Consider the following 14004-nt stretch of genomic DNA (forward strand, 5'->3'; position numbering starts at 1 on the left):
CACCTGTGGACTTGGGTTTGCGCGACCTTGACCGATACGCGGCGGTCCCGCGGGGTTTACCCAGGTATCGAACCGGCGCTGCACCAACGGTTGCGCCCGGTGTTCTTGGCCAGGTACAAGAAGGCGTCCGCCGCCTTGATCAGCATGGCTGGGGTTACGTCCTCGCCGCCCGGCTGGCTGGTGGTGATGCCCGCGCTGATGGTCACAATGCCCAAGGGGTGATCGCCATGTTCGATGTTCAGGGCCCTGACGGCTTCGAGGATTTGCTGCGCGACCTTGGCGGCACCCGTGCTGTCGGTGTTGGGCAGCAACACAGTGAACTCTTCGCCGCCATAGCGGACCGCCAGGTCGCCCGGCCTTTTGATGGTCTTGCTGACCGCGGCGGCTATCGCGCGCAGGCAATCGTCCCCGGCAGCGTGGCCGTATCTGTCGTTGAAACGCTTGAAGTAATCGACGTCGAGCATGATCAATGCGAGGGAAGAACCCTGGCGCTTGGCCAGGCGAATCTCGTCGGCCAACGCGATGTCCAGCCGCCTGCGGTTGCCCAGCCCGGTCAGGCTGTCGGTCAGCGCCATGTCGCGCATGGTCTGGTGGGCGCTGCGGATCTGCTTTTCCATGGTCATCCGGTAACGCAACTGGCTCAGCACAATGAGCCCGAAGCCGACGAGGATCACGATCAGGAAAATCAGCACGAAGCTGGTCTTGAACAGGTCACGGCGCCACGGGGCGATGATGGACTCGCGCGACAATCCGGCTTCTACCACCAGCGGGTAGGTGGTCAGGGCTCGATAGCCATACAGGCGCTCGGTGTCGTCGACCACGGCCCTGGCCTGCGCGATGCCCTGGTTCGACGTGGGCAGGTAGTTCCTGAAGATCACGCTGTTGACCAGGCTCTTGCCGATCACTGATTCGACGAAGGGGCGCCGTACCAGGATGGTTCCGCTGCGTGTGGCCAGGACCAGCGCACCCTTGTCGTCGATCTTGAAATCGCCGTAGTAGTCGACGAAATAACTGACCTTGACCGTTCCGAGCAGCACACCTGCGAACGAGCCATCGGGATTGTTCAAGCGACGGGACACCGGAATGATCAGCTCGTTGGTGGATCGGCTCTTGATCACTTCGCCGATGCGCACGCCCCGGTCCTCGTGGGTACGGTGATACTGGAAGTAGTCGCGGTCGGCGTTGTTCGCCGTTTCCGGGATGACTTCCTTGTCCGTTACCAGCCATTGGCCGTCCGGGCCATAGATAAACAACCCATGCAGTTGCGGCATGATGGCGGCCTGTTGCACCAATAGCCTGTGGATGCGCGGGACGTCCATGTTCTGCAGGCCATCGCCTTCCACCCGTTCACTGAGGGCGGCGGTGACCACATCCACTTGTCGAATGGTATCTTCGGCGTGCTGGGCCGTCGCCCGTGCCAGGTTCGTCACCGAATCCTGGGCAGAGGCAAAAACGGCGCGGTAATCGCGCCAGGTCCGCCAGCCTTCAACCGCCAGGAAGGCGATGACGACCACAAGCATGAAACTCACGGTCAGCCGAAATACAGCACCGGCCCGCACAGCCTGCTGGGAGAAGGCTTCATCGGGGCTTTCGATCTTGGGCTCTGGCTGCTTGCGTCCGAGCATTGACATATCCTTTCCACGACGGGTCTGCGCCTTTCAGGGCGCAGCCTATCCTATTCGATTTCAGCATGTTAGCTAACTGCAACGAGGCCGCTGCGGGGGGCGATGTTCATTGAGATGCCACGTTATAAACTAAGGACACAAACGCCCTTTGTTAATGCCAAATACCGATCAGTCAAACCTATGCTGCTGCCGCAAGGCCTTGTCTGCGCCATTGTGGCGAGGAGTACACACGGAGTTGGGGCACATGGGCTTTTGTGGCGAGGGACAGAGAAATGCAGGCCGGCAGCGGTTCACGCTGCCGGTGACGCTGGCATTGGTCGAGGTGAGTGTTAACGCGATCGAGCCGCGGCTAGTCCACTTGCTGGAATGAACACGCTTACCTGAAGTATTTGTCGACGTAGGACTGGATTTCCTTGCGCATGAAGCGCCCGGAATCATCGGCCCGCTCTTCCCAGCCGAACACGCACGCGGTGACGATGCCATCGAAGCCGGTCTTGGCCAGTTCGCTGAAAAACAGGTCCCAGTCGATCTCGCCCTGGTGCATGTCCATGTGCTGGTGGACGGTGACCTTGGCACCGGGCGGGTTGACGATGTAGCGCAGGCCGGACGAGGCCTTGTGGTTGTAGGTGTCGGCGATGTGGACATGGGCGATCATCGACCCGGCCTCGGCGATCATGGCTTTCATGTCATCGCCGAAATAGAAGGTGTGCGGCGTGCAATAGAGGAACTTGACGTTGTCCGAGCCGAGGGTCTTGAGCATGTCGAGGGCCGGGTTAAGGGTCTCGCACCAGTCTTCCGGGTGAGGTTCGACGTTCAGCGTGACGCCTTCTGCCTCCAGGACAGGCACCAGTTCTTCCATCGAGCGCCACCAGGCCGCTTCGCTCGACTCATGGCTGTGCACGCCACCGCAACAGCTGACTTTATGCCCGCGATCAGGCGATGGCCCGCGGCCAAACTCCGAGTTCATCGTCGTGCAACCCATTTGCACGGCGATCTGGATGGCCTCCTTCCAGTAGTTCACCGCTGCCCGGCGTTCGTCTTCGTGGGGGCTGGCCCAACGATACATCGGCAGCAGGGAGGCCAGTTGCAGATCGTGGTCGCGCAGGGCTTTCTTGAATTCGGCGATGCGTGCCTTGTGGGCACGGGGGCGTACCCACCAAGGCAGGAAATCTTCCCGTGGCGACAACTCCAGGTACTGGTAGCCAAGTTCGGCGGTTTTGCGGCACAGGTCCGGCAGGCTCAGGTGGCGGTGCATGTAGGGGTCAAGAGCGATTTTCATTGTTGTTCTCCGTCAAGTAATGCTCAGTACCGTGGCGAGGGGTCAATAGGCGACCCAGATGGAATCCTGATTGGCTGATTCCACGCAGCGTTCGACCCAGCGCACGCCTTCCACGCCGGCGTCGATGTCGGGGTAGCGCAGGGCGGCCAGCGCCTCGCTGTCGCCCCGGTTCGCCGCATCCATGGCCAGGGCGAAGCGGCGATAGAGATTGGACCAGGCTTCGAACAGCCCTTCGGGGTGGCCGCCACCGATGCGGTCGTCCTGCAGCGCGTCGGCGTGCAGGTAGCCCATGCCGCGTTCCAGGATCTGCGCGGGTTGGCCCTGGATTTCGAGGCTCAGCTGGTTGGGCCGCTCGTCCCACCATTCAAGGCTGGCCCGGGAGCCGATCACGCGGATTTTCTGTCCGTGCATGGAACCGGCATTCACGGCGCTGGACCAGACCATGCCCATGGTGCCGCCTTCGTATTCCATCAAGGTGTAGGCGTTGTCTTCCAACGGGGCGCGGCTGGCGACGAAGCTCTGTCGGCTGCACATCAAGCGTTTGATCTTGAGATCGGGCAGCATCACCTTGGACAAATACAACGGGTGCGTGCCGACATCCCCCAGTACGTAACTGGGCCCGGCTTGGCGCGGGTCGACGCGCCACTGGGTGGCCTGGTTCTGCGCCTCCACCGGTGCGCTGTGAAAACCATGGGCAAACTGCATGTGCACCATGCGGATCTCGCCCAGTGCCTGCGCCGCGATCATCGTCCGGGCCTGCTCGATCAACTGGTGCCCGGCATAGCCGTAGGTCAAGCCAACGATGCGTCCCTTGGAGTGCGCCAGGGTGCGCAGCACCTCGGCCTGCTCGAAGGTAAAGCACAGCGGCTTTTCGCAGACCACATGCAGCCCGGCTTCCAGGGCGGCTCGGGTGATGGCGTAGTGGGTGTCGTTGGGCGTGGCAATCGACACCGCTTCAATTCCATCGGGACGTTGTGCTTCCAGCTCGAACAGGCTGAGGTAGTCCGAATAGCAGCGCTTGGGGTCGATACCCAGTTGCTCGCCAAAGGCTCGGCCAAGGGCGGGATCGATGTCCAGCGCCGCGGCGACCAATTCGAAATTCCGGTCGCGCAGGGCGGCCGATCGGTGGATGTAGCCGATCTGGCTGTGCTCGCCGCCACCGACCATGGCCCAACGGATGGGGCGCGTGATTGTTTTGCTGCCGTTGATCATGACGTTGTCCTTGTGTGATCAGAAACCGATGCGGGCCAGGTAGGCGCGGCTGGCAGCCACGTCGTCGAGGCTGCTTGCGGCGTTGCGTGGGTCACGCTCCTGTTCGACGGTGATGCAGCCCACATAACCCAGTTCATGTACGAGGCTGTGCAGTGCCGGGTAATCGATGACGCCACGCCCGATAGGGCACATCACGCCGCGGGCGCAGGCGGCGAAGAAACGGATGTGTTCGTTCAGCACCTGGTCGAACACCATCGGGTCGATGTCCTTGAAGTGCAGGTAGTCCAGGCGGTGGGCGTAGGTGCGCAGCGACGCGACGGGGTCCATGCCCGCGTAATAGAGATGCCCGGTGTCCAGGCACAGCCCGGCGACGTCGTCGGGAATGTCGTCTACCAGGCGCGCCAACTCGTCGGCGAACTCGATGTGGCCACCGGCGTGGGGATGGATGACGGCGCGGATGCCGTATTGATGCCAGGCGATGTCAGCGATGGCGCAGATGTGCGCCATCATCGTGTTCCAGCGCGCATCGTCCAGGCGCGGGGCGCGGTCCGAGTGACCGGCTGCGTAATCGCGCGTCTCGTGGCCCCAGTCGATGATCACCAGGTAGGGACCGGCAAAGCGTTGGCCGACCTGTCTTTCCATGGCGGGCAACTGCTTGAGCAGTGCGCAGATGTCGTGGGCCTGGCGCAGCAGTTCAGGCAGGTTGGCGGGGTTGACCAGGTCGTCGAAAATCGTCCCCGCAACCACGTGCAGGCCGTGTTCGGACAAGGCCGAGCCTACGCCTTCGGCGTCCAGTGGCAAGTAACCATAGGGCCCCAGTTCAATGCCGCGATAACCCGCCTCGGCGGCCTCGCCAAGCACTCGGCGCCACGGTGGCAGGAACGGATTCTTGACGTCGTCGACGCCCCAACAGCAGGGCGCTGTGCAGATATGGATCGCCATGGAGGTACTCCGCCGTGTTTATTGTTATGGGCTGGGCCTGATGCTATTGCGTTGCCGGGAAGGGGGCCATGGGGTGTTGGCTTAATCTGTCAAAACCCCTCATGATGCCCCTAAGAGGTGTCAAGACATGTCAGAAAAGCCACGCCGAATGCTTCGCCCCACCATGGCCGATGTCGCCCGGGAAGCCGGCGTCAGCCTGTCTACCGTCGACCGGGTGCTGAACCTGCGCGCTGATGTGCGCGCCGACACCGCCCAGCGCATTGCCGCGGCGGCCGCGCGGTTGGGGTTCCATGCCAAGGGCGTTATCGAGCAGCGGGTGCTCAACGACCGCCCGACCTTGCGGCTTGGCTTCCTGTTGCAGAAAAGCGGCGTGCCTTTTTACCAAGGACTTGCCCACGCGTTGTCGGATGCTGCCGCGACCTGCACGCGAGCACGGATTCGCGTGGTCATCGGCTACTTGGACGACCTCGACCCGGTCATCGTGGCGCAACGCATCCTGGCCCTGCGCGATCAAGTGGACGGGCTGGGTGTGGTGGCGGTGGATCATCCCCGGGTCCGAGAGGCGGTTGCGCAATTGCGCGAGACAGGTGTTTCGGTGGTGGCGCTGTTGTCGGAGTTGTCCAGCGCCAGCGGCACGGGGTATGTCGGGTTGGACAATCGACTCACGGGCCGCACGGCAGGCTGGTTCATCAGCCGTCTGGCGAGGCAACCCGGGGCGGTGGCGGTGATGCTCAGCAGCCAGCGTTTCCAGTGCCAGGAATTGTGTGAGCTGAGCTTTCGCAGTTATCTGGCCGAGCACTCCAGCGAATGGGAGCTGCTCGCATCGCGCCTGACGCTGGAGGACGATGAGTTCGCGTATGGCAACACGTTGGACTTGCTCAGCGCAGAGCCTGACCTGGTGGGGCTTTACGTGGCCGGTGGTGGCATCGCCGGCGTGTTGCGGGCCTTGCGCAGCCTCCAGGACCAGCAGATTCGCTTGCCCGTGGTGGTGTGCCACGACTTGACGCCGTTGACACGCGAGGCGTTGAAGACGGGGCTGGTCCAGGCGGTGCTGTCCCATCCCGTCGTGACCATGGCCGAACAGGCAGTCCAAGCCCTGCTCGAAGCGGCCACTGCTACGCTGCCTGGCCCGGCGCCGAGGCGGGTGGTGCCGCTTCAGATTGATGTATCAGAAAGCGTATAGCGAAACATTCGAGCCGGTTTATTCATCCTGCGAACTGAGCATCGTGACCACTAAGCGATGACTTCTCGAAAAGCTGTACAAATCTAAATTCTTGTACAACTATAAGGGCTCCCTTGATAAACGGGTAACGCCTTCATGGCCCGGTCGTTCGCGCTCAGGAAAAGCCTGGTCGCCATAGCGTTTTGCATGTTTTCGCTTTATGGCACCCAAGCCTTGTCGGACTGGCGCGACGTATTGCCAGGCGCGCGCCTGGTGGGGCAAGCCGATTTCGACTGGTATGGGTTCGACCTCTATCAGGCCAGGCTCTGGAGTGCGGCCGCCGCGCCAAGCCTGGAAACGGCGTTTGCCCTGGAACTCAATTACCGACGCGCCATCGACAAAGAATCTTTGGTCGAAACGAGCCTGAAGGAAATGCAACGCCTCAACGGCGCGCCCCTGGACGCCGGGCGCCGCGACGAATGGGCCGCTCAAATGCGCCGTGCCTTTATTGATGTGAAACCTGGAAGCCGTATCACTGGCCTGTACCTGCCGGGGCAGGGCTGTCGTTTCTATGTGGGCGAAACACTGTCTCTTGCGGTTACAGACCCGCGATTCGCCCGGGCTTTTTTTGCCATCTGGCTCGATCCTCGAACTCGAGAGCCAAACCTTAGAAATCAATTGCTTGGAACAAAAATATCAAGTGAAGGGAGAGGAAATCAGTGAGACATTTTTTGATGGCGTCGCTGCTGGTGCTAGGCCTGACCAGTTGCGGGAATGTAAATGTCGAACGTTATGCCGACCAGCAACCCCGGCTGGATCTGGAGCGCTTCTTCAGCCAGCCCGTCAAGGCCTGGGGAATTTATCAGAAGCGCTCGGGCGAAGTGATCAAGCGCTTTGAGGTGGACATCTCCAGCCGACATGAGGGAGGGGACCTGATTCTCGATGAGCGCTTTCTCTACAGCGACGGCAGCCGCCAGCGAAGGGTCTGGACGCTGACCCCCGAGCGGCCCGGCCTGTGGCGTGGTCGCGCTGACGATGTGATCGGCCTGGCCCGAGGCGAAGTGGCCGGCAATGCGCTGCGCTGGCGTTATCGGTTGAAACTGCCGGTCGATGGCTCGACCTACGAGGTGGACTTCGATGACTGGATGTACCTGATGGACGAGGACACGCTGATCAACCGCTCCAGCATGAGCAAGCTGGGTGTCGAATTGGGCCAGGTGACTCTGTTTTTCCGTCGTCAGGCGGTGAGTTCGCCATGAATTTGCAGGCGCTGACCGAGTTGGCCGTCGAGGGGCGGATCCATGAACTGGAGTTGCTGTCGCTGGAGGGTGGCATCTACATATTGCGCGCCCGACTGGACGGTGGCCTGCGTACGTTGCTCGATGAGTCTGGAAAGACATTGCATATACGTTCCACCACCCATTTGCGTGAGCTGATGCGTTTCGTCCCGCGGCTGCCCTGCACGCTGGTGCAACAGGTTGTCCATGATGAGATGTGCGGCCAGCGTGAGGGGCCGATCGAGCCGCTGCGCATGCCGCTTTTCCTTGACGAGCCCTGGTAGCGATGGCGTTCCGGGGCCAGTTCAGTTCAGTTCAGTTCGGCTCGGCCAGACGCAGCGCCAGGGGTAGCCATAACGCCCATAGCGGGGCCAGTAACAGGGCGGTGCCAATGACCCCCAGTGGCAATGTGACGCCCGCCAGTGGCGCCCCCACGCAATAAGCCAGCGGGCCACCGACCAAACCCAGCAGTACCCCGCGCCATACCGGCCGCCTGGCCCAGGCCAGGCTATGACGCAAGCCCGTGGCAAACACCAGCCAGAGCAGCGCCAGCCAGAGCGGCAGCGGGGTTTGCTTGAATATGAACAAGCCCTGGGTGCCCAGGCTCCAGTCCAGCAACATGCCACAAAGCCCGACACGCATCACCGCAAATAGCTCTGCCCGGGGAGCAGGACACCGCCACAGGTGGACCAGCAATCCGATGACCACCAGCGACAGCCACCACGGATCCTGCGCCCCGAGCACACAGCCCCACCAACCCAGTTGCAACCAGAGGGCATTGACGATCAGACCGGTGCGGCTCATCACGTACCCTGGTATTCCAGCAGAGCGGGGCGACGGGCGCCGGGCGCGGCGAAGAGCAGTTGGGCCACGCCGATGGCGCGCTCGATGAATCCACCTTCGCAGTAACACAAGTAGAACTCCCACAGGCGCTGGAAGGTTTCGTCATAACCCAACTGCGCCAATGCCTGGTGCGATTGGCGAAAGTTGTCGTGCCAATGCCGCAGTGTGCGGGCGTAGTGCGCACCGAAATCCTCGAGATGCAGGAGGTTGAGCGGCGTCTGGGTGCTGGCGGTCTTGAGCAGGATCGCCAGTGACGGTAACGCGCCACCGGGAAAAATATGGCGCTGGATAAAGTCCACCGAGCGTCGGGCCTGCTCGTAACGCTGGTCGCGGATGGTGATCGATTGCAGCAGCATCAGCCCGTCATCCTTGAGCAGCGCGGCGCAGCGCCGGAAGTACTCGGGCAAATAGCGATGCCCGACGGCTTCGATCATTTCGATGGAGACCAACTTGTCGTAGCGCCCTTGCAAGTCACGGTAGTCCTTGCGCAACACGTGAACCTGCTGTTGCAGGCCCAGTTCTTCGACACGTCGACAGGTGTGGGTGTATTGCTCCAGGGACAGCGTGGTCGTGGTCACCTTGCAGCCATACTGGCTGGCAGCGTAGATGGCGAGGCTGCCCCAGCCCGTGCCGATTTCCAGCAAATGGTCGCTGGGGCGCAGGTCGAGTTTGCGGCAGATATGGGCGAGCTTGTTGAGCTGGGCCTCTTCCAGGCTCTGTTCAGGGCTTTGGAACAGCGCGGCTGAATACATCATGGTGGGGTCGAGCAGGCGCTCGAACAGCGCATTGCCCAAGTCGTAGTGGGCAATGATATTGCGCCGCGAGCCGCGCCGACTGTTGCGGTTGAGCCAGTGCAGCCCGCGCAGCAGCGGGCGGCCGATGCGTGCCAGGCCGCTGTCCATGGCATCGAGCACCTCCAGGTTGGCAACGAACAGGCGCGTAACCGCCGTCAGGTCCCCGCTGCGCCAATAGCCATGGACGTAAGCCTCGCCAGCGCCGATGGAACCGTTGCAGGCAACCATGCTCCAGACCGCGTCGTCGAGGATCTCGACCTCGGCCATCAAGGGGCTGGCCAGGTCACCGAAGCTCGATGGCTCGCCATTGAGTAGCAGCCGCAGGTGGCCGTGACGCAGGCGGCGTAACTGACCCAGCACGGCTTGCTTGAAAAAGCCTCCGTTAAAGAGGTCGCCACTACCAGTCTTGGTAGCGCTCAGGGTCGGTTCGGACATGATTGGGATCCTTGTGAGCGGTTTGACCCAGGCTCAGGCTGCCTTCGCTGGCCTGGTGGGTGTAAAGGGGCGTACGTTTGAAAAGCAGGCGCAGGGCCTGCCAGTAAATGGCGCTGACGGTGCGCAGGCTCATCCAGGGGAAGGCCAGGACATGTCGGCGCAGCGAGGAGGCGTCGAGGGGTTGGCGCTTGAGTGCCAGGTCGGCCTCGAACACCTTGTGGCCGTCGCGCCAGTTCTCCATGCGTATGCGGATGTGCGTGGCCTGGATCAGGAACCCCATGTGATAGTCCATATCCCGGGGCAGGAACGGCGATACATGAAACGCCTTGGCCACCCTGAAGGCACAGGGCTCGCCAGGAGGCACTGGCAATACATAGTGATAGCGCTCGCGCCATGGGGTGTTGCGCACTTCGCAGAGGATCGCCGCCAGCCGCCCGTTGGCTTCATGGCAGAAATAGAAGCTCACCGGGTTGAACGACAGGCCCCAACTGCGCGGTTGGGTCAGCAGGTGAATCGCCCCTTGGGGAGCGGCGCCCAGGGCTTCGTCGAGGATCTGGCGCACGGCATCGACCAAGGGAACCCCACGGCGGGTGCGCGATGGCAGGTAGTCGCGCTCGCGCCAGCACAGGGGCGCCCAGGACCAGGGGCGCAACAGACGCGACAACCCCAGCATGTGTTCCTGTTCGGCGAGGTCCACGTAAAGCATGCCGATCGGATAGCGGAAGGCGTGGATTCGCGGCGTATGGCGCCGATGATCAATCCAGCCGCGACACACACTGCTGTTCAAAGCTGCTCTCCGAAATGCTTCGCCACGTGGAGCGCACTGACCACGCCATCCTCATGAAAGCCGTTGGCCCAATAGGCGCCGCAGAAATAGCTGTGCTGATGCCCTTGCAGATCACCTTGGCGGGCCTGGGCGGCAATGGCGGCGAGGCTGTACTGAGGGTGCGCATAATTGAAGCGCGCAAGGACCTTGGCCGGGTCGACCACATCGCCCAGGTTGAGGCTTACGCAGAAGGTCACCGGGGCGTCCAGGCTCTGGAGCAGGTTCATGTTGTAGGTCACTGCGGCAGGTGCTTGCGCAGGGCCGCCGAGGCGGTAGTTCCAGCTAGCCCAGGCCTGGGGTCGCTGGGGCAGCAGGCGGGTGTCGGTGTGTAGCAGCACTTCATTGTTGGCGTAGGCCAGGGCGCCGAGTACTTCACGCTCCGCCATGCTTGGCACCTCGAGCAGGGCGAGGGCCTGGTCGCTGTGACAGGCGAACACCACTTTATCGAAATGCTCGGTGCCAGCGCTGCTGGTCACGCTTACGCCAGTGGCGTCGCGGCTCACACGCTGCACTGCGCAGTTGAGCCGGATGTGTTCGCGAAAGGATGCACACAAGGGCTCGATATAGCCACGTGAGCCGCCCGCGATCACTCGCCATTGGGGGCGTTGATTGACCGACATGAGGCCGTGGTTGTGGCAGAAGCGCACAAAGAACTCGAGCGGAAAATCCAGCATCCCGGCTGGGGACATCGACCAGATGGCTGCGCCCATGGGGACGATGTAGTGATCGATGAAGCGCTGGCTATACCCTTGGCTGTGCAGGTAGTCGCCGAGCCGGGCGCTGCGGTCGATGCGCTGCGCCTCCAGGTCGGCGGTGGCCTGCCGATTGAACCTGAGTATGTCCCACAGCATGCCCCAGAACCGCGGCGAAAATAGATTGCGGCGGCGGGCGAACAGGCTACGCAGGGTATGGCCCTTATACTCCTGGCCGCTGGCCGGATCATGCACAGAGAAGCTCATTTCAGTGGGGCGAGACGCGACGCCCAACTGGTCCAGCAGACGGATGAAATTCGGGTAGGTCCAGTCGTTGTACACAATGAAGCCTGTATCTACGCCATAGCGCTGCCCCTGCCATTCGACATCCACGGTGTGGGTGTGGCCGCCGATCCTGTCGTCGGCCTCGAACAGGGTGATCTGGTGTCTGCGGGCCAGCAAGTAAGCACATGTCAGCCCGGAAATGCCGCTGCCGATGATCGCGATGCGCATGCTTCAAGACTCCTTGGAAGGGCGTGCCAGGCGTTGACCCAGGGCCAGCCGCCAACGGGCGGGCAAATGCCCGAGCAGACGCAGGACCTGCGTGAACAACCATGGAAACGTAATGTCCAGCGGCCGCGCCGGCAGGCGTCGCGCGATATGGCGGGCGGCTCGTTGCGCCGACCAGCGCATGGGCATGGGAAAGTCGTTGCGTTGGGTCAATGGCGTATCAACGAAGCCGGGACTGACCAGGGTGACATCGATACCCTCGGCGGCCAGGTCGATGCGCAAGGATTCGATCAGGTAGCGCAGCGCGGCTTTGGACGCACCGTAGGCGCCGGCGCGAGGCAGCGCCAGCCAGGTGACCGCGCTGCTCACTGCCACCAGATGTGGACGCTGGCCCCGGCGCAGCATGGGCAAGGCGGCCTCCAGGCAATGGCAAGTACCCAGCAGGTTGGTGTTGATAAGCCGTTCTACCAGGCGGGTGTCGAAGTGCCCCGGCTCCAGGTATTCGCAGGTGCCGGCATTGAGAATCACCAGGTCGAGCGCCCCCCAGTGAAGGTCAATCTGCTGGCAGATCGTGGCGACTTGGTGCGGGTCGGTCAGGTCGCCGGGTAGCACTAACATCTGGTCTTGATAGCGCGCGGCCAACGTCTCCAGTGGTTGGGTCCGGCGCGCACTCACAGCCAGGTGATGCCCCTGTTCCAGAAGGACTGCTGCCAATGCCGCGCCAATACCACTGCTGGCGCCGGTCAGCCAGACACGACTCATGCCAACCTCCGCTTGAGCCAGCGAATCACCGATCCAAACAGCGGCAGATGTTCGTAGAGCAGGGCGCCAGCATCGAAAAAGTCGTGATGCAGGTAGATTCGATCATTCCAACGCAGATAGCTGCAGCCTTGCAGCGCGATGGGTGCTCCTTGCGCCAGGCGAGGATGGCTGAAATGCAGGGTCCAGCGCAGATAGCCTTCCCCGGGACCGACTTCATCGAAGGCGTGGAAGTCATAGCGCAGGTTGCTGGCGTTGGCGTACAACTGGGCAAAGTAAGTGCGCAGGGCCGGCAAGCCTTCGATCCGGTGCAAAGGGTCTTGGAACTGTATGTCGGCGCTGTAGAGCTCATCGAGCTCAGCCAGGCGACTGGCGTCCAGCTCGGCGAAAGCGTGGGCGAAACGCTGGAGGTAGACGGACATGCATAGGCTCCGATTGTTGTACAAGAAACTATTCATGTACAAGTTTTCAGAAGCCTACTGCACGCCTTGTACAAATCAAAGTATTTTGTACAAGTAATTTTGCTATTTTGTACAAGTCCAGGCGAGGCATGCGCTGGACCCGGGGCGTCAAGCCCCGGCCAAAGTCGGATAGTCCGTATAACCGCGCTCGTCGCCTTGGTAGAACGTCGATGCATCAGGGGTGTTCAGCGCCTGGCCTTGTTTGAAGCGCTCCACCAGGTCCGGGTTTGCCAGAAACGGCGTGCCGAATGCCACCAGGTCTGCTTCTCCACGGCTGATGGCAGTGGCGGCGCGTTCGGCGCTGTAGCCGCCATTGGCAATGTACGTCCCGCCGAAGCGACGCTTGAGTTCCAGGAAGTCGAACGGGCCTTCGCCCACTTCCACGATGTGCAGGTAAGCCAAGCCATAGCGGCTGAGCATTCTGGCCGTGTAGTCGAATGTCGCTTGCGGATTGCTGTCGCTCATCGAGAAGTAGCTGAAGATCGGCGAGAGGCGAACGCCGACACGGCTGGCGCCGAAGACTTCGATCACCGACTCGACCACTTCCTTGAGCAAACGTGCACGGTTCTCGATCGAGCCGCCGTAGGCATCGGTACGTTGGTTGGTGCCGTCACGCAGGAATTGGTCGATCAAGTAGCCGTTGGCGCCATGAATCTCGACGCCGTCGAAGCCGGCCAGCTTCGCGTTGGCCGCGGCCTGGCGGAAGTCGGCGACCACACCGGGGATTTCATCGAGCTCCAGGGCCCGTGGCAGTTCATACGGCTTGAGGCCTTCGGGGGTGTAGATCTCGCCATCGGCCTTGATTGCCGAGGGGGCTACGGGTTGGGCACCGTTGACCTGTACCAAAGGATGGGAAAGACGGCCTACGTGCCACAGCTGCAAGAATATCTGCCCGCCCTCGGCATGGACTGCGTCGGTCACCTGTTTCCAGCCGGTGATCTGCTCAGGGGTAAAGATCCCTGGCGTTCTCAGGTAACCCTTGCCCTGGGCCGACACCTGGGAGCCTTCGCTGATGATCAGGCCGGCGCTGGCCCGTTGGCTGTAGTACTCGGCCATCAGGGGCGTGGCTGCATCGCCCGTGCCTGCGCGGCTGCGGGTCATTGGCGCCATGATCATGCGGTTGTTCAGGGACAGCTTGCCGACCTGAGCACGGGACAGCAGAAGATCGAGACCAATGTCGGTCATGA

Annotated in this window: 15 protein-coding genes; 4 read left to right on the forward strand and 11 right to left on the reverse strand. The window is 62.0% G+C overall.

Features of this window, described 5'->3' with window-relative positions:
- Window positions 1–56 precede the first annotated feature (56 nt).
- From KI237_RS13695 to KI237_RS13710, 4 genes are all read right to left on the reverse strand, one after another.
- A complete protein-coding gene (locus KI237_RS13695; RefSeq protein WP_212800263.1) occupies window positions 57–1625 on the reverse strand; it encodes a sensor domain-containing diguanylate cyclase in 1569 nt (522 codons plus the stop codon).
- Between the two features lie 376 nt (window positions 1626–2001).
- Window positions 2002–2904 carry a sugar phosphate isomerase/epimerase family protein gene (locus KI237_RS13700; protein ID WP_212800264.1) on the reverse strand — a complete coding sequence of 301 codons (903 nt, stop codon included), beginning with the start codon at window positions 2902–2904 and terminating at the stop codon, window positions 2002–2004.
- 42 nt (window positions 2905–2946) lie between these two features.
- A complete protein-coding gene (locus KI237_RS13705; protein ID WP_212800265.1) occupies window positions 2947–4116 on the reverse strand; it encodes a Gfo/Idh/MocA family protein in 1170 nt (389 codons plus the stop codon).
- Between the two features lie 18 nt (window positions 4117–4134).
- Entirely contained in the window at window positions 4135–5058 is a 924-nt protein-coding gene (locus KI237_RS13710; protein ID WP_212800266.1) for a sugar phosphate isomerase/epimerase family protein, read from the reverse strand.
- 127 nt (window positions 5059–5185) lie between these two features.
- Between KI237_RS13710 and KI237_RS13715 the strand changes: the two genes are divergently transcribed.
- From KI237_RS13715 to KI237_RS13730, 4 genes are all read left to right on the forward strand, one after another.
- Window positions 5186–6241 (forward strand): LacI family DNA-binding transcriptional regulator, encoded by a 1056-nt coding sequence (locus KI237_RS13715; protein WP_212800267.1) that lies wholly within the window; start codon window positions 5186–5188, stop codon window positions 6239–6241.
- Between the two features lie 135 nt (window positions 6242–6376).
- Complete coding sequence (locus KI237_RS13720; protein WP_212800268.1) at window positions 6377–6943, forward strand: chalcone isomerase family protein; 567 nt, start codon at window positions 6377–6379, stop codon at window positions 6941–6943.
- Window positions 6944–6954: 11 nt separating this feature from the next.
- The gene (locus tag KI237_RS13725) at window positions 6955–7479 is read left to right on the forward strand and encodes a DUF3833 domain-containing protein (RefSeq protein ID WP_502937116.1); all 525 of its coding nucleotides are present in this window, start codon (window positions 6955–6957) and stop codon (window positions 7477–7479) included.
- Window positions 7476–7781 carry a DUF6482 family protein gene (locus tag KI237_RS13730; protein WP_212800270.1) on the forward strand — a complete coding sequence of 102 codons (306 nt, stop codon included), beginning with the start codon at window positions 7476–7478 and terminating at the stop codon, window positions 7779–7781. Before KI237_RS13725 ends, KI237_RS13730 begins: the two co-directional genes overlap by 4 nt.
- Before the next feature lie 31 nt (window positions 7782–7812).
- Here KI237_RS13730 and KI237_RS13735 read toward each other — a convergent pair whose 3' ends face one another.
- The 7 genes from KI237_RS13735 to KI237_RS13765 all read right to left on the reverse strand — a co-directional run bounded on the left by KI237_RS13735 (window position 7813) and on the right by KI237_RS13765 (window position 14002).
- Window positions 7813–8301: a DUF2878 domain-containing protein gene (locus tag KI237_RS13735; RefSeq protein WP_212800271.1), complete on the reverse strand. Its 489-nt coding sequence runs from the start codon at window positions 8299–8301 to the stop codon at window positions 7813–7815.
- The gene (locus KI237_RS13740; protein ID WP_212800272.1) at window positions 8301–9569 is read right to left on the reverse strand and encodes an SAM-dependent methyltransferase; all 1269 of its coding nucleotides are present in this window, start codon (window positions 9567–9569) and stop codon (window positions 8301–8303) included. Before KI237_RS13740 ends, KI237_RS13735 begins: the two co-directional genes overlap by 1 nt.
- On the reverse strand, window positions 9532–10356 hold the full coding sequence (locus tag KI237_RS13745) for a DUF1365 domain-containing protein (RefSeq protein WP_212800273.1): 825 nt from the start codon (window positions 10354–10356) through the stop codon (window positions 9532–9534). Before KI237_RS13745 ends, KI237_RS13740 begins: the two co-directional genes overlap by 38 nt.
- Window positions 10353–11600, reverse strand: a complete 1248-nt coding sequence (locus tag KI237_RS13750) for an NAD(P)/FAD-dependent oxidoreductase (RefSeq protein WP_212800274.1) — start codon at window positions 11598–11600, stop codon at window positions 10353–10355. Before KI237_RS13750 ends, KI237_RS13745 begins: the two co-directional genes overlap by 4 nt.
- A gap of 3 nt (window positions 11601–11603) precedes the next feature.
- Window positions 11604–12359, reverse strand: coding sequence for an SDR family NAD(P)-dependent oxidoreductase (locus KI237_RS13755; RefSeq protein ID WP_212800275.1), 756 nt, complete (start codon window positions 12357–12359; stop codon window positions 11604–11606).
- Window positions 12356–12778, reverse strand: coding sequence for a nuclear transport factor 2 family protein (locus KI237_RS13760; protein ID WP_212800276.1), 423 nt, complete (start codon window positions 12776–12778; stop codon window positions 12356–12358). The genes KI237_RS13755 and KI237_RS13760 overlap by 4 nt, the downstream gene beginning before the upstream one ends.
- Before the next feature lie 147 nt (window positions 12779–12925).
- On the reverse strand, window positions 12926–14002 hold the full coding sequence (locus KI237_RS13765) for an alkene reductase (RefSeq protein WP_212800277.1): 1077 nt from the start codon (window positions 14000–14002) through the stop codon (window positions 12926–12928).
- Window positions 14003–14004: the final 2 nt, after the last annotated feature.

Source organism: Pseudomonas sp. St316 (genome assembly GCF_018325905.1).
Classification (GTDB): Bacteria; Pseudomonadota; Gammaproteobacteria; order Pseudomonadales; family Pseudomonadaceae; genus Aquipseudomonas.